The following is a 22,203-nucleotide window of genomic DNA, read 5'->3' as shown; positions in this document are numbered from 1 at the left end:
GGGGTCGGGAAACGCGCCGGCGGGTCAGGCGGGTGTGCGGCCCGCCCCCGTCCGACCAACGGACAGCCCCGCCTACTCCGCCAGCATATTCGCTACCAGACGCTTTACACCTTTTTCATCCGTCTCGGTGTAAACCCCCTGTAGCTCCGGGGAGAAGCCTGGCAGCAGATTAATTCCCTCTTCCAGCGCCAGGAAATAGCGCTGCACCGCCCCGCCCCAGGCTTCGCCCGGCACCACGCAGAGCACGCCCGGCGGATAGGGCAACGCCCCTTCGGCAGCGATACGACCTTCCGCTCTGGCAATCGGCACCAGCTCCACCTCGCCACGGATAAAGGCCTGATTGGCATCCTGAGGGTTCACCTTCACCTCCGGCAGACTCTCCTGACGGAACATCGCCTTCTGCAAATCCTTCACGCCGTAACTGACATAAAGATCATGCATCTCCTGACAGAGACGGCGCAGCGTATAGCCCTGGTAACGCGCCGCATTTTTGCGATAGATGGTCGGCAGCACGTCCGCCAGCAGCGCATCCTGCTTCACATGCTGCTCAAACTGCACCAGCATCGCCACCAGATGCGCCATCTTCTCCGCGCTTTCGGCGGGGGTCAGCAAAAACAGAATCGAATTAAGATCGCACTTCTCCGGCACGATGCCGTTCTCGCGTAGATAGTTGGCGAGGATGGTCGCCGGAATGCCAAAGCGGGCATATTCACCGCTGGCCGCGTCAATGCCCGGTGTGGTCAACAGCAGCTTGCAGGGATCAATCAAATATTGCCCTTTATCGTAACCGGCAAACCCGTGCCATTTCGCGCCGGGTTCAAAGCTGAAATAGCGCATATCGGCGGCGATCGCTTCCGTTGACGCATCCTGCCATGCTTTGCCCGCCACGGTTTCCGGCAGGAAAGGCTTGATCATCTCACAGTGCGCCAGAATCGCTTTGCGCGCGTCGATGCCCAGCGTCACGCACTCGTGCCACAAACGCCGCCCGGCCGCTCCCTGATGCATCTTTGCATTCACATCAAGCGCGGCAAACAGCGGATAAAAGGGACTGGTCGACGCGTGCAGCATAAAGGCGTTGTTCAGGCGCTTGTGCGGACAAAACCGTTTTTGCCCGCGAATATGGTTATCTTTTTTATGGATCTGCGAGGTTTGCGAGAAGCCCGCCAGCTGCTTATGCACCGACTGGGTGACAAAAATGCCGGGATCGTTCTCGTTCAGATCGAGCAGCAGCGGCGAACAGGCCTGCATCATCGGGATGAACTGCTCGTAGCCCAACCACGCGGAATCAAACAAAATGTAGTCGCACAAATGGCCGATGCGATCGATCACCTGACGCGCGTTATACACGGTGCCGTCGTAAGTGCCGAGCTGGATAATCGCCAGACGGAACGGGCGCGCGTCGTTGGCGCGCTGCGGCGCAACCTCTTTGATCTGCTTGCGCAGGTAGCGCTCGTCAAAGCAGTGCGCATCGATGCCGCCGATAAAGCCAAAGGGGTTACGCGCCGCTTCCAGATAAACCGGCGTCGCGCCCGCCTGAATCAGCGCGCCGTGATGGTTGGATTTATGGTTGTTGCGGTCAAACAGCACCAGATCGCCGCGCGTCAGCAGCGCATTGGCGACTACTTTGTTGGCGCTGGAGGTGCCGTTCAGCACGAAATAGGTTTTATCTGCGTTAAACACTTTCGCGGCAAACTTTTGCGCATGTTTGGCCGAGCCTTCGTGGATCAACAGATCGCCCAGCTTTACATCCGCATTGCACATATCGGAACGAAAGACGTTTTCGCCGTAAAAATCGTAAAACTGCCGCCCGGCCGGATGTTTTTTGAAGAACGCGCCGCCCTGATGGCCCGGACAGGCAAAGGTGCTGTTCTGCATGGCGACATATTTCGTCAGGGTATCGAAGAATGGCGGCAGCAGCGCCGCTTCGTAGCCAGCAGCGGCAGCCTCCAGCGCGGCGCAATCTTCCGCCGAGCCGCTGAACAAGCCGGCAACCTCAGGCAGCGCGTGTAACTCGGCGCCCTTTTCCAGCGCGATAAACACCGGCAGGTTGAAGCCGGTATGTCGCAACAGCGACAGCACGCCGCTGCGCGAATCGGCCAGCGATACGACAACCGCTGCCACATCGGTGAAGTCAGTGTTGTCCAGCGTAACGACGTCGCGCGTGCTGGAAAGCGTGGGCGCCACAGCAGCGCTGGCGGCAATTTTTAATGGTGTCATAACACAAATCCCCAACGGTCAAGGATGAGTGGGTGCCAGAGGCACGGCAATGAGGAAAATTCCCCGGCGAATAACGTCAGGCGGATGCGAACAATGGGTTACAGCCGCAACCGATAGACATCAGTAAAGCCAGAACAAAGTCTGTCTTTACGCATGCCCAACAGCGAGCGTCAGGCTGGCCTCACCGCATGGTGAGTGGGAGATTGGGAGAGCAAACGGAGGATGGCGCGCGGCGCTTCAGGCGAAGCGAACGGGAACAAGTGCTGATGATAAGCATTGTACCGGACATGGCGGCGTCCTCGAGTCAGAAAGGTAACAACAAAAGTGGCGCAATCATGTCATCTTTTTTTCACAGGGACAACCCGCGCCAGGCAATTAATTAAGCAAAGCGCTAAATTAACAACCCGTTGATTTAAAAACATATTACAGAAAACAATCAATATAAAATGGTTAAATATCCGTACCTTATGCAAAGTTATGCAAGGCACGGTTTTTTACGACAAGCTGTTACAGCCAGTGCTGGGCGCGCACAGGATCGCCATCGGTAAAGCGCGACAGGCGAAACGGTGTCGCATCCACCGAAGGGGTGGAATCCAGCACCAGATCGGCCATCAGCTGCCCGGCGCCGGGCGCAATGCCAAAACCATGGCCGGAAAAGCCGGTGGCGAGAAATAGCCCCTGCACCTTATCGACCGCTGAGATAACCGGAATGGCATCCGGCATGGTATCGATCAAACCGCCCCAGCTTTGCGCGACCGGCAGCTGCGCCAGCGGCGGCAGAAGTGTCGCCAGGCTGTCGCGCATGCGCTGAACGGTTACCGGATCGATCAGCGGATCGAGCACGCGCACCACTTCAAAAATGGATCGCTTATCCGCCTGGCCGGGCCGCCAGTGCAGCAGCTCTTCGCTAAAGCGTTTACCCAGGCGCAATTTGAGCGCCTTGCGCTCGACGCGGAAGGCGGGCATAAACAGCGGGCTGAAGCGCAGCGAGTCGGCAGTGATATCCACTGTATTCGTGGCGGAGCTGGCGACGGTCAGGCCGCCGTCCAGCCGCTTGCGCAGCGCCACGCTGCCAAAGCTGGCGCAGACGCCGGGATCGTAATCGATCGGACGCGTACGCAGCACCGTCGACAGCACTTTCAGTTGCGGCAGCGTGACGTCAACGCCCTGCAACAGCAGGCGCGACCAGGCGCCGCCCGCTACCACCACTCTTTCACAGCGAATCACGCCATGCTCGGTACAAACCGCGTTCACCCGCCCGTTGGTACGTTCAATGGTGCGCACCGCGCAGTGCTGTTGCAGATTCAGCCCCAGCTCCAGCGCCTTTAACGCCATGGCCGGTGCGGCTTTCTGCGGTTCGGCGCGCCCGTCCAGCGGCGTATAAAGCCCGCCGTGAAAATCGCCCTGTAGCTGCGGCAGATGCTGGCGCAACTGCTGATTTGACACCATCTGGCTGTGGATATCGTACTGCTTCGCCTCATCAACCCAGCGCTGATGTCGCTCCCGCTGCGCCTCACTGCGCGACGCATAAAGGATGCCGTCACGGCGGAAGCCGGTTTCACGTTCCAGGGTAGCGTTCATCTTTTCCCAGAGTTGCATGCTGAGATTAATCAGCGGCAGCTCGCGCAGGTCACGCCCGCTGCGGCGACACCAGCCCCAGTTGCGGCTCGACTGCTCCGCCGCTACCGTACCCTTTTCCAGCAGCACGGTACGAATGCCGCGCTGCACCAACGAGAGTGCGGTCGCCACGCCGATAATGCCGCCGCCAATCACCACCACCTCGCTATCTGTGGGAAACCTCTCAGAAGAAAGAACCGCATCAACGCCAGGGCCCATAGCTCATCACCTCGTTTAAGGGCGAATAAAAAGCACCCTCAGAGGATGCCGTTTCGGTTATCAGTAATTATCTTCCACGGTCCAGTTAACCGGAATTTCCGCAATGCTGGCGGTGCCAGGCAGCTCCAGTACGGTACGCACCAGATGAGCAATATCCTCCGGCTGGGTCATCTTTTCCATCGGCATTTCGGTCAGCGAGGTGCCCATATCGGTGGCGACAAAGCCGGGACAGATGGCGGTACAACGAATCCCATGGGCGTCGCCAATTTTGCGCAGGCCGTGCGCCAGCGCCAGCGCGGCATACTTGCTCATGGCGTAGAGGCTGGAGCGCTCGCCCTTGACGCGCTTGCCGGAGAGCGATACCAGCATCACGATACGCCCCGCCCCGCTCGCCTGCAAATGGGGCCACAGCTTACGGCTCAGACGCATCGGCGATTTCACATTCACGTCAAAGGTACGATCGAAATCGTCATCGCTCGCTTCCAGAATCGAAACCGGCAGCATCATGCCCGCGTTGTGTACCACCGCATCGATGCGGCCAAACTTCTCCAGCGTGGCGGCGATCCAGGCCTCTTCGCTGCTGGCATCGAAAGCGTCGAAATGAGTTACCAGCTGGTTTTCCGCATCGCTGACGTTTACCTGCTGCGGCGAACGACAGCCGAGGCTCACTGCCCAGCCGTTTGCCAGCAGCGTCTCTGCCACTGCCGCCCCAATGCCACGGCTGGCCCCACTGATTAATGCGACTTTACGGCCTGATACTGCCATCGTTCTCTCCTTTCAAGGGTTACGTTTTTTGCGTTTAGCAGCTACATCGATGTCCGCAGGCGTGTATCCAGCGGACTGAGCAGCGGTTCAATACCGGCTACCTCTTCCTGCAGCAGCGCCACATAGCGGGCGCAGACCTCCGCGTTCAGGCGCGGCGAGAGAAAGGTCAGGCCGAGCGAGCCCACCACGCCCGCCCCCGCCACGCGCACCGGCACGGCGATCCCGGCAATGCCCGGAATCAGCTCGCCGCTGTCGATGGCGTAACCCTGCTGCAGGGTGGCGGCGATCCAGCTATCGAGCCGCTCCGGCGTCAGCATTGACCAGCTGTCGAGGCGCGCGCGGTTACGCGCCAGAATCGCCTGCTGCTGCTCCGGCTCAAGAAACGAGAGGATCGCCAGACTGCCCGGTCCAAGACCCAGCGGCACCGCGCCGCCCACCGAACCGGTCAGCGTCTGCATCTGATATTCACTGTCATAGCGGTCAATACAGACCGAATCGTCGCGATCACGCGCCATCAGCATCACGGTTTCCCCGGTCTGCTGGCGCAGGCGCTCCAGCGCAGGCTGAAACTGACGCCGCAGCCCCGGCCCGCGCGCCGCTTTGGCGCCAAATACCAGCAGCTTGGTGCCGAGCCGGTAGTGTTTGTCGCCGTGAATTTTGTGCAGCAACTGGTGCTCCACCAGCGAATTAAGGATGCGGTGGCAGGTGACTTTATTCAGGCCGGACAGCTCGCACAGCGTTTTCAGCGTGGCTCCTTCGCTGCCCGCGTCGGCCACCAGGTCAAGCAGCATTACTGCCCGATCCAGCAGCTGGACGCCATTTTTCCCGGCGTTATCGCTCATGCCTTCTCCCGGAAAATTCCACAATGTGAAACTTTCAACTATAAGATTTCAATATATGGTTTTTTGTTGACTAAATTTCTACCAGATTTCATAGTCGGTTGACAAGTGAGCCGCATTTTTCGCCACAAATATCACACCTGCACACTGGCATGAAGAAAGGATCAGACTATGAAACACCATCGCAAACACTTACTGGCAGCCTGTATGCTGCTGGCTGCTCCGGCGATTACCCATGCGGATACCCTGTCGGATATCAAAAGCCGCGGCGTGCTAACCGTTGGCGTGAAAAATGATTATCCACCCTACGGTTACATGAACGAAGAAGGTAAAACCGTGGGCTTTGAGATCAGCCTGGCGCGTTCAATTGCGGCAGATCTGCTCGGCTCACCGGACAAAATCAAGCTGGTGCCGGTCAATGCCTCTAACCGTATTCAGTTCCTGAACGCCGGACAGATCGATCTGATTATGGCAACGCTGGGCGTAACGCCGGAGCGCGCCAAAGAGATCGACTTCACCGAGCAGTATGTTTCCGCCGCCGGCCCGTCGGTACTGGCGCGCAAAGAGGTGAAATTCAGCCAGTGGGAACAGCTGAAAGGGCAGAAGATCTGCGGCATTCAGGGCGCTTACTTCAATAAAACCGTGACGCAGAAATATGGCATGCAGCTGGTGAACTTCACCGCGCTGCCGGAAGCCTACCGCGCATTGCAGGACAACCGCTGCGTGGCGATGGTTTTCGACGATATGACGTTGCAGAACAAGATTAAAGAGCCGGGCTGGACCGATTACAAAATCGCCGTGAAGCCTTACGAGTTCCTGCCGATGGCGGGCGGCGTGCGTAAAGGCGACAGCGCTTTCCTCGCGGCGGTGAACAAAGCGATCGTCAAAACCGAAGGCGAGAACAAGCTGATCGGTTGGGAAAAAGAGTTCAATATGCCTGCCTCGGACTACATTGTTAAACGTGCTGAAGCCGCACGTGCTGCCGCCCAGTAAGCGGGCAGGAGCGTAACCATGTCTGGACTTGATTATTCCTGGCTGCTGGATCCTGTTTATCAACAGTGGCTGTTTCAGGGTGTGGTGCAAACGCTGGAACTGGCGGCGCTCTCGTCGGCGTTCGCCATCCTCCTCGGGCTGGCGGGTACGCTCGGACTGACATTAAAGCTCCCCTGGCTTGATGCCATTATTGAGTTGTTTGTTGAGCTGTTCCGCAATACGCCGCCGCTGTTACAGATGCTGTTCTTTTACTTCACCCTGACGCAGATCGGCTTTACCCGCGAAGATCCGGTCACCGGTTTGCAGCTGCCGCTGGTCAGCGCCTTTATGTCGGCCACGGTGTCGCTCAGCCTGTTCGGCGGCGCGCTGAGCATTGAAGCTTTTCGCTCCGGTTTTGATGCGGTGCCGAAAGCCACGCTGGAAGCGGCGCGCTCGCTCGGCTATTCGCGCATGGGTCTCTTCTGCCATGTGCAGGTGCCGATCGCCTCGCGCATCTGCCTGCCGCCGCTCGCCAACGTGCTGACCAACCTGTTCAAAACCACCTCGCAGGCCTCGGTGATCACCGTGCCGGAGCTGATGTACGCCGCCGGTCAAATCTATAACGACACCTTTCGCACCCTTGAAGTGATGCTGCTGGTGCTGGTGATTTACGTCGTGCTGGTGAGCATGCTGGTCTGGTTGATTAGCTGGATGGAACGTCGTCTCGCTTATCCTGGCTATGGAGGTTAAGAATGAGCGACATTCTCTACCTGAAACGCAAAAAACAGACCAAACAAGCCTTTTTGATCCTCGCCCTGCTGGCGCTGCTGTTCAGCATCTTCAACGATCGCGGCGGCGAATGGCATCAGGTCTGGGCCAGACTGCCGCTGCTGCTCACCGGCTCGATGCAGGGCTGGCCTTTTGATGGCGGCTTCATGCTTAACATCTTTATCAGCATCGCCAGTATGGCGATCGCCACCCTGCTCGGTCTGTTTCTCGGTCTGTCGATGCTGGCGAAACGCCGCTGGCTGAGCCTGCCCGCCCGGCTGGTGATGAACTTTCTGCGCAACGCCCCCTGGCTGGTGCTGCTGTTCTCCATGCTCTATCTGCTGCCCTATCGCGTTGAGCTGTTCGGCCTGCAGCTGACCTTCTCGCCGGTGTTTAAATCGATTGTGGGCCTCAGCCTGCCTACCGCCGCCAACTTCGCCGAAGTGATTCGCGGCGCGGTGAACTCGGTGCACAGCGGCCAGTGGGAATCGGCGCGCGCCTTCGGCTACAGCCAGTGGCAGATTTACCGCATCGTGATTTTGCCGCAGGCGATGCGCCGCATTATTCCCGGCTGGATGAACCTCTACGCGCTGCTGGCGATATCCACGGCTCTCGCCACCGTAACCGGCGTGCAGGAAGTGGTCACGCTGCTGCGCACCACGCTGGCGACCGAAAGCGAAAGCACACTGGTCTACTTCTATGTCGCGGTGCTGCTGATGTTCTTTTGCTACTGCTATCCGATCGCCCTGCTGGCGCGTCGGCTGGAAAACAACACCAAAGGGGATGCCCTATGATCGATCGTCATTCCTCCCTGATCGAGCTGGACAACATACATAAATCCTTCGGCAATACCGAGGTGCTGAAGGGCATTTCGCTGGAGGTCGCCAAAGGCGAAGCGGTGTGCATTATCGGCCCGTCGGGCTCGGGGAAATCGACCATTCTGCGCTGCATCAATGGTCTGCTGCCCATCGACGAAGGCTTTGTGCGCGTCGGCCATCACCGTGTGCACGACATCAAAAACGAAAAGGCGATGCGCCCGCTGCGTCATCAGGTGGCGATGGTGTTTCAGCAGTACAACCTGTTTCCCCATCGCACCGTGCTGGACAACGTGATGATGGCGCCGATGCAGGTGCTGAAGCACGAGCGCGAGGCGGTGCGTGAGCGCGCGGTGCGCCTGCTGGAGAAAGTGCGCCTCGGCGGTAAAGAGGGGCGCTATCCCGGCGAGCTGTCCGGCGGTCAGCAGCAGCGCGTCGCCATTGCCCGCGCGCTGGCGATGCAGCCGGAAATCATTTTGTTTGATGAGGTCACCGCCGCGCTCGATCCCGAAACGGTGAAAGAGGTGCTGAATACCATTCGCGAGCTGGTGGACGAAGGGCTGACCTGCCTGCTGGTCACGCATGAAATGCGCTTCGCGCGCGAAGTGTCGCATCGCGTCTGCTTTACCGACAAAGGCAAAATTGTCGAAATGGCAGCGCCGGAACAGCTGTTTGATGCCCCGCAGGATGCGCGTACGCGCGAATTCCTCGGCCAGGTTTTGTAATTAAGTTGAGAGACATCATGTCTGACCACGATAGCGCCCTGTTTACCGATGACGTTAAAACCACGCCTTACTGGTGGGATGCCGCCCCGCCGGAAACCGCAATGGATCCTTTACCGGCGCGTGCCGATGTGGTGATCGTCGGCTCCGGCTTTGCCGGGCTGAATGCCGCCGCTGAGCTGGCGCGCCACGGCAAAGCGGTGGTGGTGCTCGACGCCAACGCCCTCGGTAGCGGCGGCAGCACCCGTACCGGTGGGATGATCAGCAGCGGCCAGAAGCTGGTGGTGGGCGGCGCGATTAAAGGCATTCCCTCTGAACTGTTCCAGCGCATGATCGCCGACTCCATCGCCTCCTTCGCCTTTATTCAGCATCTGGTGCGTGAGGAGCAGCTCGATGCTGACCTGTTTATCGGCGGCCGCTATTTCGGCGCTCACACGCGCAAACAGCTCGCCAGCCTGTACAACATGGGCGACATTTTGCATCGTGTTACCGGCGTTACCGTGCACAAGGTCGATCGTGAACATCAGGCGTCAATTATCGGCTCCGACTTTTATCACGGCGGCATTTTGGTTGATGAATATGGCGGCGTTCATCCCGGCAAATATAACCGCGCCCTGCGCGAGCTGGCGCGCAAATTCGGCGCACAGCTTTTTTCCCATGCGCGCGTCACTTCCGTAGAGGATCACGGCAAGGGCAAAAGGGTCAACACCGAACGCGGTGCTATCGAAGCCGATGAGGTGATCTTTCTCACTAACGGCTACACCGACCGCGCGCCTACGCCGAACCTGGCGAAACGCATCGTACCGGTGAAAAGCTACCAGATCGCTACCGAGCCGCTGCCTGCCGATCTGCTGGCGAAACTGATCCCCGGCGGCCGCATGATCACCGACAGCCGACGCGATCTGATCTATACCCGCCCTTCGCCGGACGGCACACGGCTGCTGTTTGGCTCGCGTCCCGGCATCATGGATTGCGATGACATCACGGCGGCGCGTCGTATTCGTCAGCGTATGCTGGCAATCTGGCCGGAACTGGCACCTTATCGCATCAGCCACGCCTGGAGCGGCTACGTCGGCATGACCTGGGACAAAACCGCCTATGCCGGTGAGATGGATAACGCCCGTTTCGCCGTGGGCTGTAACGGCAACGGCGTGGCGCTGATGAGCTGGCTCGGCTTTCGCGCCGCGCAGAAGCTGCTCGGCACCGAACCGCAGCCGCTGTCGTTTGAACGCGGCAACTTCCGCCCGATCCCGATGTATAACGGCAAGCCGTGGTTTGTGCCGCTGGTAAGCGGCTGGTATCGCCTGCAAGATAAGGTGGATAAGCTGCGTGACTGATGCGCCGCGTCTGGCTCCCTTTTCCGGCAAGGAGTAGTATGAATGGCTCTGCCCGCCTCGGCGGGCCATTTCTTCTACCTTGCCGGAGGCTGCATGTTCAAGGCTTTGGTCATTGATAATGATGAACAGGGATACCGCACCACGCTGAAGGAGCTGGATGAAAGCCAGCTGCCGGACCACGACGTCACGCTGGACGTCAGTTACTCCACCCTGAATTACAAAGATGCCCTCGCGATATGCAATAAAGGTCCGATCGTGCGCACGTTTCCGATGGTGCCGGGCATCGATTTCGTAGGCCGGGTGATCGCCAGCCGCCACGGAGCGTGGCAGGAAGATGATGCGGCGCTGCTGACCGGCTGGGGCGTAGGTGAAAAACAGTGGGGCGGCCTGGCGCAAAAGGCCAGCGTATCGGGCGACTGGCTGGTGGAAGTGCCTGCCGCACTGAGTCCATTACAGACAATGGCGATCGGCACCGCCGGTTTGACCGCCATGCTGTGCGTGCTGGCGCTGGAAAAACAGGGCGTCACGCCGCAGCAGGGACCGGTGCTGGTCACCGGCGCCAGCGGCGGCGTGGGCAGCTTCAGCGTGAGCCTGCTGGCCCGGCTCGGCTATCAGGTTATCGCCTCCAGCGGCCGTGGCCATGACAGTGACTATCTGATCAAAATCCTGGGCGCCGCCTCGGTCATCAATCGCGCGGAGCTACAGCAGCCGGGCAAGCCGCTGGCGAAAGAGCGCTGGGCTGCCGCCATTGACAGCGTCGGCAGCCATACGCTGAGCAACGTGCTGGCCGGCACGCAGCGCGACGGCGTAGTCGCCGCCTGCGGCATGGCGCAGGGGCTGGATCTGCCTGCCAGCGTTGCGCCCTTTATTCTGCGCGGCGTTACGCTTGCCGGGGTAGACAGCGTGATGTGCCCGAAACCGCTGCGTCAGCAGGCCTGGCAGCGCCTCGCCAGTCTGGTGGATAGCGACCTGCTGGAGCAGATGACGCAGGTAATCCCCTTAAGCGAGGCGAAAAACGGCGCGCAGGATTTGCTGGACGGTAAGGTGCGTGGCCGACTGATTATCGACTGTCGGTAAAGCGCTTATTTAGCCTGCTGCAACAGCTCCGCAAGACGATTTAAGGCGAAGACCGCGCCCTGATCCATTATCGATTTCGGCTCGCCTTCAAATTGCCGCACCTCGGCGACCTGCTCGCCATCTGGTAAATTCCAGCCGAACCAGATGGTGCCCGCCGGGGTGCCATCTTCCCCGCCGTCCGGCCCGGCATAGCCGGTAACGGAAAGGCTTACCGGCTCGCCGGAGAGCGCGCAGGCACCGCTCGCCATCTCGCGCGCGGTCTGTTCGCTTACCGCTGTATGCTCTTCAATGGTTTCCTGCTTCACCTTCAACATGCGGATCTTGGCATTATCGGTGTAGGTAATCACGCTGCCGGTATAGAAATAGCCGCTGTTTTCCACTGCCGCCAGCGCCATGCCTATCTGGCCAGCCGTGCAGGATTCCGCCGTCGCCATTTTCAGCTCAGCATCGAGTAAGATCTTACCCAAACGCTCTGCCGCATCGCTCAATGTTTTATCCATAGTGCCACCCTTATTCGTAAAGAAGTGGTTTTAGTATGGTTGAAAGATAAAACGCGTGCGTAACAGAAAGCCGTTGAAACTCAGGCGCGCAGCTGGTTTGATTTAAATTACTGGCAATCAGCTTGTGGAAGAGGAACAGAACCATGGCAACGAAACCCACCGTCACGATTCACTACTGTACGCAGTGCAACTGGCTGTTGCGTTCCGCCTGGATGGCGCAAGAGCTGTTGCATACCTTTGCCGATGATTTAGCCGCCGTGACGCTACAGCCAGGCAGCGGCGGCACCTTTGAAATTACCATTGACGGTCACACCATTTGGGAACGCAAGCAGGAAGGCGGTTTTCCCGATGCCTCAACGCTGAAGCAGCGCGTGCGTGATTACTGTTTCCCCGACCGCCCGCTCGGCCATGTGGATAAGAAAAAGCCCGCTGCCCGCTAAAAACCAAAGCGATGTGAGAAAATAGTTTTACCGGGTAGTCATGACGATCTTTCAATCGTGGCTAACATCAATCAGCTCCGACCGATTTTCTCCGCCGCTTCATTCATCGCGGCGATAATAGTCTGCAACGTCTGCAGGGAAATATCCTGCTGTGCAAGGCGGCTGTTTAACGCGGTTTTTATTTGATGTATCGCCTGCTCCACTTCCGGGATGCTGCGATTATTAACCAGAACGGCTAAAGAAGATAAACGTTCGATTATCGCACTCACATTATCTTTATTGGTTTTTAACAGCTCGCGCCCTTTATCATTCAGCACATATGCTTTACGTGATGCCTGCGCATCCAGCACGCGAATCGCATCCATCTCTTCCAGCAGCGTGAGATTGGGATAAATAATGCCGGGACTGGGGGAATACTCGCCTTTAGAGAGATCCTCTATCGACTTAATTAACTCATAACCGTGGGCGGCTTGCTGAGAGATAAAATGCAGCATCAACAGGCGAATCTCGCTGGCATCCAGAATCTTTTCCCGACGCTTTTTACGCATTTTGGCCCAGGCCGCATGCTGTTCGTGATCGGGTTGCAAGGATTCCGGTTGCTGTTTCATCGCCTGCCTGAAGGTCGGATAAAGGGAGCCTGATAGTAGTCCGCCGCCTGGCAAAATTCAACACAGGCGGCACTACCGGTAAAGAGGATTTACTTCTGGTGCCAGTAGGCCACGGCACGCACAAAGTCAGTATCACAGCCGCGGCGCTGGGTGAAATAGTCGCTCAAAACCTTTACCGCCTCGCCTTCGCCGGTCAGCCAGATAAAATACTCTTCCGTGGGCAATGCGATCTTATCCAGCGCGGCAATCAGTGGAGCGAGATTATCGCTCTGCATAGCAGTACCGCTGCCGAGCCAGGTCGCGCTGACACCATCCAGGTTTTGCAGGTAATCACGCCCTTTCGCCTCATCAGTCCAGGCCAGCAGATGCAGCTGTTCCGCCCGGATATCCGCCTTGCGGCGTTTAAACGCAGGCAAACCCGTTTCATCGCAAACGTAAAGCTGGAAAGCATAGTCGGTCGGCACCACCAGCGAACCGCGCGGGCCGCCGATCACCAGTGCGTCGCCCGGCTGCGCCTGTGCGGCCCAGTTGCTCGCCACGCCTCCTTCATGAATGTAGAAGTCGAGGGTCAGGCTCGATACGCCATCAAAGGCGAGCGGCGTATAGTCACGCGCCACAGGGCGCACGCCCTCTTTCCACAGGATGCCGTCAGCGGTGACCTCCGGCAGATGCAGCTCGCCGGTTTGTGCGTCGGGGAAAAACACTTTGATATGGTCGTCAAATCCGGCGGAATGAAAGCCCGCCAGATCGCTGCCGCTAAAGACGATACGCCAGAAGCTGTCAGCCACTTTGATTTTGCTCGCCACCTTGATGTGGCGGAAGCGCAGTTCGTTACGTACGCGCTGCGGCGCACGGCTGTTACTCTTATTATGCAAAAGGGATCTCCTTGTTCCGGGCTGGTTGATGACTCAGCCGGGAATGATTCTCATCTGATGCGCTCAAGATAGCTATGATATATCTTGAGCGCAATGATGAAAAATGCGATCCCGCGTGGGGCAATCAGGAGAGATGGTTGCCGCAGGTTTGCATGCCCTGATCGTCCTGGGAATGCTGCGGTAATTGACCGTCACCGAGAATTTCGCGCTGCTGGCAATGCTGCTGATGCGGATGAATACCGCCCGGCGGCGTAAAAGAATCGTCCATTTGGGCAGAAGCAATAACAGGCAGCACAGAAAAAGCCGTAACAAAGAACAACGTTAAAAGTCGCATGATGAGTTTTGATTCACAATAAGTGCCCGATGCGGGCGAAGAAAGCAGATGAAAATCCAGCCTGAGAAGCGCCTGTCAGTTTTTTTGATTGGCTCTCAGGTTTCAGGAAGAAATTTTACGCTTCTCCGGGACGCTTATTTATAAAATCGTGCGGTTCATCACGCTTAACCGCACAAATTATGCATTACAGCGCGCTGACCGGAATGAAAAATTCGCCTTTCAGCTGCTCCGGCGTACTGTTTTTCATGTCCAGCTTGAACAGATCTTTGCCCTGACGGCGCGCTACGCCCAGCTGCGGCAGATAGATATAGTAAATATCGGCAATAAAAGCGGTCAGCTGCTCCGGCGTGCCGCTCCAGGGAAGCCAGGCATAAAGACCGGCAGGCGATGCCCAGTCAACCTTCTCGCCTGGCAGCAGGTCGGCATCCTCGCTCAGTAATCCCTGAAGCAGACTGATGTGCTGCTGGCTGGCGCTGCTGATGCCGGGTCCATACTGAAAACCGAGCCAGCCGTGCGTCGCTTTCTGCCCGACGACCTCGACAAAATGCCGGGCAAGCTGCGCAACCCTCTGCTCCTGGTCCTGAACATATTCTCCGAACGGGCATTCCCATTCAGCGAGCTCACCACGCAACTGACGCGACTCCCTCTCCACCAGCTGCGGCTGGACAAGACGCGGCTGCACCGCAATACGGCTCTGAAACGCTTTTACCTGCAATTCGGGAATACGGCGAAACGCCCCAGGCGTTACGGAAAAATGGCTTTTGAATACGCGAGTAAAATTTTGCTGATTATCGAATCCGAAGCGCACCGCGATATCAATCAGCGGCATCCTTGTCAGGCGCAGCGCCATGGCCGACATCGTCAGACGACGTTTACGCGTGTAGGCCGCCAGCGTCTGGCCGGTAATCTCCTTGAACATGCGCTGCATGTGCCATTTGGAGTAGCCGGACTTCAGGGTAATAAGATCGATATTGAGATCGTCAGTAAGGTTCGCTTCTATCCAGTCCACCAGATCGTTGATGTACTGTTTCTTCAGAGCAAGGCTTAGCATTTTGGTTAGCGTTCAGTGCGCGCAGGCAGGATTGTTATGACAAAATCATAACAAAAGTCTCAAAGAAGCGTAATGAAATGTAAATAAAGGCCAGAGGCTAGCGCAGGAAATGGCACGAAAGGCTTAGAAACGCAGCGGGAATAACGGGCCGGAAGCTTCCGACCCGGAGGATGAGGAAATTAGTGGCTACGCATTCCAGCCGCGGTCATCATCATGCGGAACAGCGAGGCCACGATGCCGAGGGCCAGCACGCTTGCACCATAGATAACAACCAGCCAGAAAAGGCGTTTCCACAGCGGGGATTTCTCTTGGGTTTGGGTTTGAATCATGCTGACCTCCGTCATGCCCTTACCGCCACACCCTCTGGTGTGACGGTAAGGGAAATCAATCAATGGTAACCTTCGTCCGCTTTGATTTTTCCGCGGAACACGTAGTAGCTCCAGAAGGTGTAGCCGAGGATCATCGGAATGATCAGCAAGCTGCCCACCAGCATAAAGGCCTGGCTCTGCGGCGGCGATGCGGCTTCCCAAATGGAGATGGAAGGCGGAATAATGTTCGGCCAGATACTGATACCCAAGCCGGAAAAGCCGAGGAATACCAGCGCTAACGTCAGCAGGAAAGGCGAGTAGTGCGCTTCACGTTTAATGGCGCGCACGATGCCCCACGAGCAGAGCAGCACCAGAATCGGTACCGGCAGGAACCAGAACAGGTTCGGCGTGCTGAACCAGCGATGGGCGATATCAGCATGAGCAAACGGCGTCCACAGGCTGATGATACCCACCACGACCAGCAGCGCGATCACCAGCGGCGTTGCCAGCGCTGACATCTTACGATGCAGTTCGTTTTCGGTTTTCATGATCAGCCAGGTGCAGCCCAGCAGCGCATAGGCGATAACCAGGCCGACGCCGCAGAACAGCGGGAACGGCGCCAGCCAGCTCAGCGCGGAGCCGCTGTAGGCGCGGCCCGTGACCTGGAAGCCGTTGAGGATTGCGCCTACCGCCACGCCCTGGCTGAAGGTTGCCAGAATGGAACCGGCAATGAACGACTTATCCCAGAAGGCGCGGTGTTCTTCGGTCGCCTTGAAGCGGAACTCAAAGGCCACACCACGGAAGATCAGGCCAATCAGCATCGCCGTCAGCGGAATCGACAGCGCATCCGCCAGCACCGAGTAAGCAAGCGGGAAAGCGCCATACAGGCCTGCGCCGCCCAATACCAGCCAGGTTTCGTTGCCATCCCACACCGGCGCGACGGTGTTGACCATCATGTCGCGCTCGGTTTTATCCTTGTTAAAAGGAAACAGGATACCGATGCCCAAATCGAAGCCATCCATCACGATATACATCAGGGTGGCAAAAACGATAATCGTAAACCAGATAACGGAGAAATCGATCATCTTAGTTACCCCCTTCCGGATGCTGCAGGTTTTCAGGCGCGGCAGAGAGCGGACGTGCCGGGGTTTTACCCTGACCCGGACCACCGTGTCGTACATCATCACCTTCACCGGTGATCGGACCTTTCTTGATGAGACGCATCATATAGATGTAGCCAACACCGAACACAGAAGAGTAAACCAGAATAAAGGCCAACAGGCTGACGCTCATCTGCAGATCGCTGTGTCCCGACACCGCATCAATGGTGCGCTGTACGCCGTAAACCACCCATGGCTGACGACCGATTTCAGTGGTGAACCAACCGGCAAGAATCGCGATCAGACCAGACGGCCCCATCAGCAGCGCAAACCAGAGGAACGGACGCGATTTATACAGCTTCTGCTTGTAGCGCAGCCAGAGACTGACCACGCCCAGCGTAATCATCAGCAGACCCATTGCCACCATAACGCGGAATGACCAGAAGATGATGGTTGAGTTAGGACGATCTTCTTTCGGGAAGCTTTTCAGCGCCGGAACCTGTTTGGTCAGGCTGTGCGTCAGAATCAGGCTGCCGAGGTAAGGCACTTCCAGCGCATATTTGGTGCGCTCTTCATCCATATCCGGCACGCCGAACAGGATCAGCGGCGTCGCTTCACCCGGCGGGTTCTCCCAGTGCCCTTCAATCGCGGCGATTTTTGCCGGTTGATGTTCAAGGGTATTCAGGCCGTGCGCATCTCCTACCATCGCCTGAATCGGCGCGACGATCAGCGCCATCCACAGCGCCATGGAGAACATCTTACGGATTGCCGGAGAATCATTACCGCGCAGCAGATGCCAGGCGGCAGACGAGCCGACAAAGAAGGCGCTGGCAAGGAAAGCGGCGATCGACATGTGGAACAGGCGGTACGGGAATGAGGGGTTAAAGACGATTTTAAACCAGTCCACCGGAATCACGATGCCGTTCTGGATTTCATAGCCCTGCGGCGTATGCATCCAGCTGTTGGAAGCCAGGATCCAGAAGGTGGAAATAATGGTGCCGAGGGCGACCATACAGGTGGCAAAGAAGTGCAGGCCCGAGCCTACGCGGTTCCAGCCGAACAGCATCACGCCGAGGAAGCCCGCTTCGAGGAAGAAAGCGGTGAGCACTTCATAGGTCAGCAGCGGGCCGGTAATACTGCCTGCAAACTGTGAGAAGCCGCTCCAGTTGGTGCCGAACTGGTACGCCATCACCAGACCAGACACTACGCCCATGCCAAAGTTAACCGCAAAAATCTTCGACCAGAAATGGTAGAGATCGCGGTAGCTTTGCTGACGGGTTTTCAGCCACATTCCTTCGAGCACGGCCAGAAAGCTGGCGAGGCCGATGGTGATAGCCGGGAAGATGATATGAAAGGAGACAGTGAAGGCGAACTGTATCCTTGCCAGGTGAAAGGCATCTAATCCAAACATTGCTTACCTCTTTGCCACATAATACACCTTTGTGTTTACTTATAATTAACAACTTAAACGCAGCCGCAATATATGCGCTGCGTTTAATTAGCGTGTCGCAGCAAATCTAATGGGATTTACCGCACACAAACAGAAACAGTTGGGAGTGCGAAAACTATAGCAGCCTTTTTTGATTTTGATCATTGTTTTTATCGGAAACTACTTATTTAAAATTCGTGCTTTAAGGTTAATTTACGTAGCTCAATGTGAAGGTAATGTTAGCTATTAATGACGGGGAAAACGGCTTTCTTATGAACAAGCAAAAAGTCTTGGGAGGCGATTTTTTGCAGGCAAAGCGCTGTTTTCAGAGGTTATTCATGGATGAAAACGTTATCATTGGCGGCTTAACCCTGTGAGCATAAGAAATAAACAAGATGTTTTTCTTAGGGTTAATGAGATCAGCAAAGCTTTATCGCGTTTTTCTGAATGAAAGCGTTTTTTGCGCGACTCTGTTCTGCTTTAATAATTATCTGGCGATAAAAAACCGGCCTGAAATATATTTCTTTATTGTTAAAACTCACCGGCGTGGTTTTATATCAGGTCTCACTTAAATAGCGCAGGCGCAGCAGAAATAATTAAGTCTGTTGGTCAGCCGGATAACGCAGCTTTAACGCAAACTCAGGCGAGCTTTAATTCAACGCCTGCCGCTGGCTTGGGTTCTGACTTTTCAGGGCCATCAGCTTTTTAACCCTCTGCGGCAGCGGATTTGCCTCGGAACGTCAGCTGTGCTTTGTTATAGCAGCACCGCTTCCCTGTTAATCTGCGTTAAGGAGTCGCTATGGCACGTCTTACAGCACAAGATTTCCCCCAGGAGTTGCTCGAGCTTTACGATTACTATGCCCACGGCAAGATCAGCAAACGCGAGTTCATCTCGATGGCAGCGAAGTTCGCCATTGGCGGTATGACCGGCGCCACGCTGCTTGGCATGATGAGTCCGAACTATGCGCTGGCCCAGCAGGTTGAATTTACCGATCCCGCCATTAAGCCCGACTATATTCACTACCCGTCGCCGCAGGGGCATGGCGAAGTGCGTGCTTACCTGGTGCGCCCCACCGGCGTCAGCGGCAAAGTGCCGGCGGTGGTGGTGGTGCATGAGAACCGCGGCCTGAACCCTTATATAGAAGATGTGGCGCGCCGCGTGGCGAAAGCAGGCTATATCGCGCTGGCGCCGGACGGCCTCAGCTCCATGGGAGGCTATCCCGGTAATGATGACGAGGGGCGTGAAATGCAGGCGAAGGTCGATCCCGTGAAGCTGATGAACGATTTCTTCGCGGCGGTGGATTTTATGATGCATCACGAAGAGGGCACCGGCAAAGTGGGCATCACCGGCTTCTGCTACGGCGGCGGCGTGGCCAACGCTGCGGCGGTCGCCTTTCCGGAGCTGGCCTGCGCGGTGCCCTTTTATGGTCGTCAGCCAAAGGCGGAAGATGTGCCGCGCATTCAGGCTCCCCTGCTGCTGCATTACGCGGCGCTGGATACGCGCATCAACGAAGGCTGGCCGCCCTACGAAACGGCGCTGAAAGCGGCCGGTAAAACCTATGAGGCGCATATCTATCCCGGCGTGAACCACGGCTTTCATAATGATTCCACGCCACGCTACGACAAAGCCGCCGCCGAACTCGCCTGGAGCCGCACTCTGGCGTGGTTTAAGCGCTATCTGACGTAAGCCCTTTGCCCTGACGCAGCAGCATGCTGTGCTGCTGTTCTCTCCGTTCGTTTCTCTGGCATAGCACATAGTGACGTTGAAAAGCCGTAGTTAACGCGGTAAACAACCACTCGTTTTTTAACCTGAATCAAAGAGGGTGCTATGTCAGGTTTGTTTTCTTCCTTTACTTTAAAAGATGTGACGTTGCGTAACCGCATCGCGATCCCGCCGATGTGTCAGTACAGCGCGGTTGACGGCTTGAGCAACGACTGGCATCGCGTGCATTACAACAGCCTGGCGCGCGGCGGCGCTGGGCTGGTGATCGTAGAAGCGACCGCGGTTGCGCCGGAAGGCCGCATCACGCCGGGCTGTCTTGGCATCTGGAACGATGCGCAGGCGGAAAAGCTGGCGCAGATCGCCCGCGAAATCAAAGCGGCTGGCGCCGTGCCGGGCATTCAGATTGCTCATGCAGGACGCAAAGCCAGCGCTAACAAGCCCTGGGAAGGCGACGATCATATCGCCGCTGATGAGGGTCGCGGTTGGGAAACCATCGCCCCTTCCGCCGTGGCCTTTGGCGAGAATCTTCCGCAGGTGCCGAAAGCGATGACGCTCGACGACATTGCGCGGGTGCGCAACGATTTCGTGACGGCGGCGAAACGTGCGCTGGATGCGGGCTTCGAGTGGCTGGAGCTGCACTTCGCTCACGGCTATCTGGCGCAAAGCTTCTTCTCGGTAGCGGCTAACCAGCGTACCGATGCATACGGCGGCGACGTCGCGGGCCGCAGCCGTTTCCTGCTGGAAACCTTTGATGCGGTGCGCGCCGTATGGCCGGAAAATCTGCCGCTGACCGCACGCTTCGGCGTGATTGAGTATGACGGTCGCGATGAAGAGACGCTGGAAGAATCGATTGGATTGACGAAGCAGATGCGTGCTAACGGGCTGGATCTGCTGAGCGTCAGCGTCGGCTTCTCGACGCCGCATGCCAACATTCCGTGGGGCCCGGCGTTTCTGGCGCCCGTGGCGGAGCGCGTACGTCGTGAAGCGCAGATCCCGGTGGCGTCCGCCTGGGGCATCGATTCTCCGCGTATCGCCAACGAAACCATTGAGCAGGGTCAGCTTGATCTGGTGATGGTGGGTCGTGCGCACCTGAAAAACCCGAACTGGTCTTATCAGGCCGCGCTGGCGCTGGATAAAAGCGATCCGTCATGGGTGCTGCCGGCCCCTTATGCGCACTGGCTGGAACGCTACCGCGTGAGTGAAGCGTAAAAACAAAACGCCTTCTCTGGAAGGCGTTTTTTATTTCAGATGGTTTTATCTTTTAGTACTACCTGCTGTTCAATCTCTTCCGGCGTTTTCAGGAACGGCGTCAAAATTGCACTGAGAATATAAAGCCCGGCGTAGATACCCAACACCCCGCCCGCGCCCAGCGACTGGTAGAACATTCCGGCGATAGCGGGCGCCAGAAAGGCGCTCAGCCCGGCCCCCAGATTGAGCACTGACATCGCCGCGCCTTTGTTATCCGGCGCCAGTAGTGGAAAAAGCGCGGAGAGCGGCACGTAGCCTGCCATCGTCACGCCGCACAGACAAAGCACCACCGCCATCAGCCAGAAATTATGGCCTGCCACCTGCGGCACCAGCCACACCAGTATCAGCACGATTGCATAGCAGACGCCGCCCACCCACATGATGGTGTTGCGCCAGCCAAACTTATCGCCGAAAAAGCCGAAGAACAGGTTAGCGAAGATCGCCACCACAAACACCGCTGACCACATATGCAGCCATTCGGTTTTGCTGTAGCCATACTGCAACAGCCAGAGCGGCAGAAACACCGCCAGTCCATACTGGGCGATACCGTTGATCGATTTCACCACCAGCCCTACCGCAATGCGCGGACGTTGCAGAATAGTGATACAGGTCAGCAGTTCGCTGAGGTTAAAGGGATGAATCTCTTCGGCAGGCACCTTGTCACGATTTACCAGAATCGCCATAAATGCCCCGGCCAGCACAAAGGCCACGCCTGTCCAGAGCACCGGCACCTCGCCAATCAGCGGGAGCGCCAGCGAAGAGAAAAACGGGCCGATAACGCTTAATCCCAGCGAGAAGGTAAACCAGAACCAGCCCACCGCCGTGGCGCGTTTCTCCAGAGGGGAACTGTAGTTAATCCAGATCAGAAAGGAGTAAGCGAACAGCGGATAGCCGATGCCGCGAATCGCATAGAACGGCAGCATGATCTTCAGGCTCATAGCAGGAATACCAAAGCCGATAAAGCCCAGACTGCCGATAAAAAACGCGACCACGCCCCACAGCATCACCTTGCGTGGACCCAGCGTCTGCACCAGTACGCCGGAGAGCCACGCCGCCAGCGTCACCGCCACGCCGTAGGCGGTAAGCAGGAATGAGGATTCTGTTACCGTCAATCCTTTCTCGACCAACCACATTGAGATCCAGGCTTGTTCAACACCGTCGCCCACCATAAAAAGCGTCAGGCCAATAAATCCCCACAACAGATTTTTGGGCATGCCCAGTTTATCAAACATAGCGCCT

Annotated in this window: 22 protein-coding genes and 1 pseudogene; 10 read left to right on the top strand and 13 right to left on the bottom strand. The window is 57.2% G+C overall.

Features of this window, described 5'->3' with window-relative positions:
• Nucleotides 1-72: 72 nt before the first annotated feature.
• From ABU178_RS15055 to ABU178_RS15040, 4 genes are all read right to left on the bottom strand, one after another.
• Nucleotides 73-2,217 carry an ornithine decarboxylase gene (locus tag ABU178_RS15055; RefSeq protein ID WP_397216329.1) on the bottom strand — a complete coding sequence of 715 codons (2,145 nt, stop codon included), beginning with the start codon at nucleotides 2,215-2,217 and terminating at the stop codon, nucleotides 73-75.
• 507 nt (nucleotides 2,218-2,724) lie between these two features.
• Nucleotides 2,725-4,053: an NAD(P)/FAD-dependent oxidoreductase gene (locus ABU178_RS15050; protein WP_397216327.1), complete on the bottom strand. Its 1,329-nt coding sequence runs from the start codon at nucleotides 4,051-4,053 to the stop codon at nucleotides 2,725-2,727.
• A gap of 60 nt (nucleotides 4,054-4,113) precedes the next feature.
• Nucleotides 4,114-4,818 (bottom strand): SDR family NAD(P)-dependent oxidoreductase, encoded by a 705-nt coding sequence (locus ABU178_RS15045; protein ID WP_397216325.1) that lies wholly within the window; start codon nucleotides 4,816-4,818, stop codon nucleotides 4,114-4,116.
• A gap of 41 nt (nucleotides 4,819-4,859) precedes the next feature.
• Entirely contained in the window at nucleotides 4,860-5,660 is an 801-nt protein-coding gene (locus ABU178_RS15040) for an IclR family transcriptional regulator (RefSeq protein WP_397216323.1), read from the bottom strand.
• Nucleotides 5,661-5,828: 168 nt separating this feature from the next.
• On the opposite strand from ABU178_RS15040, the gene ABU178_RS15035 reads away from it, so the two are divergent.
• The 6 genes from ABU178_RS15035 to acuI all read left to right on the top strand — a co-directional run bounded on the left by ABU178_RS15035 (nucleotide 5,829) and on the right by acuI (nucleotide 11,348).
• On the top strand, nucleotides 5,829-6,650 hold the full coding sequence (locus tag ABU178_RS15035; RefSeq protein WP_397216321.1) for a transporter substrate-binding domain-containing protein: 822 nt from the start codon (nucleotides 5,829-5,831) through the stop codon (nucleotides 6,648-6,650).
• 18 nt (nucleotides 6,651-6,668) lie between these two features.
• Nucleotides 6,669-7,379, top strand: coding sequence for an amino acid ABC transporter permease (locus ABU178_RS15030; protein ID WP_397216319.1), 711 nt, complete (start codon nucleotides 6,669-6,671; stop codon nucleotides 7,377-7,379).
• Between the two features lie 2 nt (nucleotides 7,380-7,381).
• Nucleotides 7,382-8,191: an amino acid ABC transporter permease gene (locus ABU178_RS15025; protein ID WP_397216317.1), complete on the top strand. Its 810-nt coding sequence runs from the start codon at nucleotides 7,382-7,384 to the stop codon at nucleotides 8,189-8,191.
• Nucleotides 8,188-8,937, top strand: coding sequence for an amino acid ABC transporter ATP-binding protein (locus ABU178_RS15020; RefSeq protein WP_397216315.1), 750 nt, complete (start codon nucleotides 8,188-8,190; stop codon nucleotides 8,935-8,937). The genes ABU178_RS15025 and ABU178_RS15020 overlap by 4 nt, the downstream gene beginning before the upstream one ends.
• Before the next feature lie 17 nt (nucleotides 8,938-8,954).
• Nucleotides 8,955-10,271 carry an NAD(P)/FAD-dependent oxidoreductase gene (locus tag ABU178_RS15015; RefSeq protein WP_397216313.1) on the top strand — a complete coding sequence of 439 codons (1,317 nt, stop codon included), beginning with the start codon at nucleotides 8,955-8,957 and terminating at the stop codon, nucleotides 10,269-10,271.
• A 93-nt stretch (nucleotides 10,272-10,364) separates the two neighbouring features.
• On the top strand, nucleotides 10,365-11,348 hold the full coding sequence (gene acuI, locus ABU178_RS15010; RefSeq protein ID WP_397216685.1) for an acrylyl-CoA reductase (NADPH): 984 nt from the start codon (nucleotides 10,365-10,367) through the stop codon (nucleotides 11,346-11,348).
• A 5-nt stretch (nucleotides 11,349-11,353) separates the two neighbouring features.
• Here the strand turns inward: acuI and ABU178_RS15005 are convergent, their stop codons facing one another.
• Nucleotides 11,354-11,848 carry a CinA family protein gene (locus tag ABU178_RS15005; RefSeq protein WP_397216311.1) on the bottom strand — a complete coding sequence of 165 codons (495 nt, stop codon included), beginning with the start codon at nucleotides 11,846-11,848 and terminating at the stop codon, nucleotides 11,354-11,356.
• A gap of 143 nt (nucleotides 11,849-11,991) precedes the next feature.
• Between ABU178_RS15005 and ABU178_RS15000 the strand changes: the two genes are divergently transcribed.
• On the top strand, nucleotides 11,992-12,288 hold the full coding sequence (locus ABU178_RS15000; RefSeq protein WP_397216309.1) for a SelT/SelW/SelH family protein: 297 nt from the start codon (nucleotides 11,992-11,994) through the stop codon (nucleotides 12,286-12,288).
• A 71-nt stretch (nucleotides 12,289-12,359) separates the two neighbouring features.
• Here ABU178_RS15000 and ABU178_RS14995 read toward each other — a convergent pair whose 3' ends face one another.
• The 7 genes from ABU178_RS14995 to ABU178_RS14965 all read right to left on the bottom strand — a co-directional run bounded on the left by ABU178_RS14995 (nucleotide 12,360) and on the right by ABU178_RS14965 (nucleotide 17,975).
• The gene (locus ABU178_RS14995) at nucleotides 12,360-12,896 is read right to left on the bottom strand and encodes a PadR family transcriptional regulator (RefSeq protein ID WP_397216307.1); all 537 of its coding nucleotides are present in this window, start codon (nucleotides 12,894-12,896) and stop codon (nucleotides 12,360-12,362) included.
• 89 nt (nucleotides 12,897-12,985) lie between these two features.
• A complete protein-coding gene (locus tag ABU178_RS14990; protein ID WP_397216305.1) occupies nucleotides 12,986-13,771 on the bottom strand; it encodes a siderophore-interacting protein in 786 nt (261 codons plus the stop codon).
• Between the two features lie 124 nt (nucleotides 13,772-13,895).
• The gene (locus tag ABU178_RS14985) at nucleotides 13,896-14,039 is read right to left on the bottom strand and encodes a hypothetical protein (protein WP_397216303.1); all 144 of its coding nucleotides are present in this window, start codon (nucleotides 14,037-14,039) and stop codon (nucleotides 13,896-13,898) included.
• A 250-nt stretch (nucleotides 14,040-14,289) separates the two neighbouring features.
• The gene (locus tag ABU178_RS14980) at nucleotides 14,290-15,156 is read right to left on the bottom strand and encodes a helix-turn-helix domain-containing protein (RefSeq protein ID WP_397216301.1); all 867 of its coding nucleotides are present in this window, start codon (nucleotides 15,154-15,156) and stop codon (nucleotides 14,290-14,292) included.
• 179 nt (nucleotides 15,157-15,335) lie between these two features.
• Complete coding sequence (locus ABU178_RS14975; RefSeq protein ID WP_397216299.1) at nucleotides 15,336-15,485, bottom strand: DUF2474 domain-containing protein; 150 nt, start codon at nucleotides 15,483-15,485, stop codon at nucleotides 15,336-15,338.
• Nucleotides 15,486-15,544: 59 nt separating this feature from the next.
• The gene (cydB, locus tag ABU178_RS14970; protein WP_397216298.1) at nucleotides 15,545-16,549 is read right to left on the bottom strand and encodes a cytochrome d ubiquinol oxidase subunit II; all 1,005 of its coding nucleotides are present in this window, start codon (nucleotides 16,547-16,549) and stop codon (nucleotides 15,545-15,547) included.
• A gap of 1 nt (nucleotide 16,550) precedes the next feature.
• A complete protein-coding gene (locus ABU178_RS14965; RefSeq protein ID WP_397216296.1) occupies nucleotides 16,551-17,975 on the bottom strand; it encodes a cytochrome ubiquinol oxidase subunit I in 1,425 nt (474 codons plus the stop codon).
• Nucleotides 17,976-18,229: 254 nt separating this feature from the next.
• On the opposite strand from ABU178_RS14965, the gene ABU178_RS14960 reads away from it, so the two are divergent.
• The 3 genes and pseudogenes from ABU178_RS14960 to ABU178_RS14950 form a co-directional block, all read left to right on the top strand.
• A complete protein-coding gene (locus tag ABU178_RS14960; protein WP_397216294.1) occupies nucleotides 18,230-18,370 on the top strand; it encodes a hypothetical protein in 141 nt (46 codons plus the stop codon).
• Between the two features lie 422 nt (nucleotides 18,371-18,792).
• Nucleotides 18,793-19,680, top strand: coding sequence for a YghX family hydrolase (gene yghX, locus ABU178_RS14955; protein ID WP_397216292.1), 888 nt, complete (start codon nucleotides 18,793-18,795; stop codon nucleotides 19,678-19,680).
• Nucleotides 19,681-19,821: 141 nt separating this feature from the next.
• Nucleotides 19,822-20,826: pseudogene (locus tag ABU178_RS14950) on the top strand (NADH:flavin oxidoreductase/NADH oxidase); the annotation flags it as partial.
• Between the two features lie 134 nt (nucleotides 20,827-20,960).
• On the opposite strand, the gene ABU178_RS14945 reads toward ABU178_RS14950, so the two are convergent.
• Nucleotides 20,961-22,196, bottom strand: a complete 1,236-nt coding sequence (locus ABU178_RS14945) for an MFS transporter (protein WP_397216290.1) — start codon at nucleotides 22,194-22,196, stop codon at nucleotides 20,961-20,963.
• Nucleotides 22,197-22,203 lie beyond the last annotated feature (7 nt).

Source organism: Pantoea osteomyelitidis, from assembly GCF_044342975.1.
Lineage (GTDB): Bacteria > Pseudomonadota > Gammaproteobacteria > Enterobacterales > Enterobacteriaceae > Pantoea > Pantoea osteomyelitidis.
This window is presented reverse-complemented; position numbering and strand designations above follow the sequence as displayed.

Bases quoted from the DNA above. Each gene is read 5' to 3' on its own strand.
- ABU178_RS14975 (WP_397216299.1), bottom strand. From the start codon at position 15,485: ATGATTCAAACCCAAACCCAAGAGAAATCCCCGCTGTGGAAACGCCTT.
- ABU178_RS15040 (WP_397216323.1), bottom strand. From the start codon at position 5,660: ATGAGCGATAACGCCGGGAAAAATGGCGTCCAGCTGCTGGATCGGGCA.
- ABU178_RS14980 (WP_397216301.1), bottom strand. From the start codon at position 15,156: ATGCTAAGCCTTGCTCTGAAGAAACAGTACATCAACGATCTGGTGGAC.
- ABU178_RS15050 (WP_397216327.1), bottom strand. From the start codon at position 4,053: ATGGGCCCTGGCGTTGATGCGGTTCTTTCTTCTGAGAGGTTTCCCACA.
- ABU178_RS15055 (WP_397216329.1), bottom strand. From the start codon at position 2,217: ATGACACCATTAAAAATTGCCGCCAGCGCTGCTGTGGCGCCCACGCTT.
- ABU178_RS15030 (WP_397216319.1), top strand. From the start codon at position 6,669: ATGTCTGGACTTGATTATTCCTGGCTGCTGGATCCTGTTTATCAACAG.
- cydB (WP_397216298.1), bottom strand. From the start codon at position 16,549: ATGATCGATTTCTCCGTTATCTGGTTTACGATTATCGTTTTTGCCACC.
- yghX (WP_397216292.1), top strand. From the start codon at position 18,793: ATGGCACGTCTTACAGCACAAGATTTCCCCCAGGAGTTGCTCGAGCTT.
- ABU178_RS14995 (WP_397216307.1), bottom strand. From the start codon at position 12,896: ATGAAACAGCAACCGGAATCCTTGCAACCCGATCACGAACAGCATGCG.
- ABU178_RS15020 (WP_397216315.1), top strand. From the start codon at position 8,188: ATGATCGATCGTCATTCCTCCCTGATCGAGCTGGACAACATACATAAA.
- ABU178_RS15045 (WP_397216325.1), bottom strand. From the start codon at position 4,818: ATGGCAGTATCAGGCCGTAAAGTCGCATTAATCAGTGGGGCCAGCCGT.
- ABU178_RS15035 (WP_397216321.1), top strand. From the start codon at position 5,829: ATGAAACACCATCGCAAACACTTACTGGCAGCCTGTATGCTGCTGGCT.
- ABU178_RS14985 (WP_397216303.1), bottom strand. From the start codon at position 14,039: ATGGACGATTCTTTTACGCCGCCGGGCGGTATTCATCCGCATCAGCAG.
- ABU178_RS14945 (WP_397216290.1), bottom strand. From the start codon at position 22,196: ATGTTTGATAAACTGGGCATGCCCAAAAATCTGTTGTGGGGATTTATT.
- ABU178_RS15015 (WP_397216313.1), top strand. From the start codon at position 8,955: ATGTCTGACCACGATAGCGCCCTGTTTACCGATGACGTTAAAACCACG.
- ABU178_RS14965 (WP_397216296.1), bottom strand. From the start codon at position 17,975: ATGTTTGGATTAGATGCCTTTCACCTGGCAAGGATACAGTTCGCCTTC.
- ABU178_RS15005 (WP_397216311.1), bottom strand. From the start codon at position 11,848: ATGGATAAAACATTGAGCGATGCGGCAGAGCGTTTGGGTAAGATCTTA.
- acuI (WP_397216685.1), top strand. From the start codon at position 10,365: ATGTTCAAGGCTTTGGTCATTGATAATGATGAACAGGGATACCGCACC.
- ABU178_RS14960 (WP_397216294.1), top strand. From the start codon at position 18,230: ATGTTAGCTATTAATGACGGGGAAAACGGCTTTCTTATGAACAAGCAA.
- ABU178_RS15000 (WP_397216309.1), top strand. From the start codon at position 11,992: ATGGCAACGAAACCCACCGTCACGATTCACTACTGTACGCAGTGCAAC.
- ABU178_RS15025 (WP_397216317.1), top strand. From the start codon at position 7,382: ATGAGCGACATTCTCTACCTGAAACGCAAAAAACAGACCAAACAAGCC.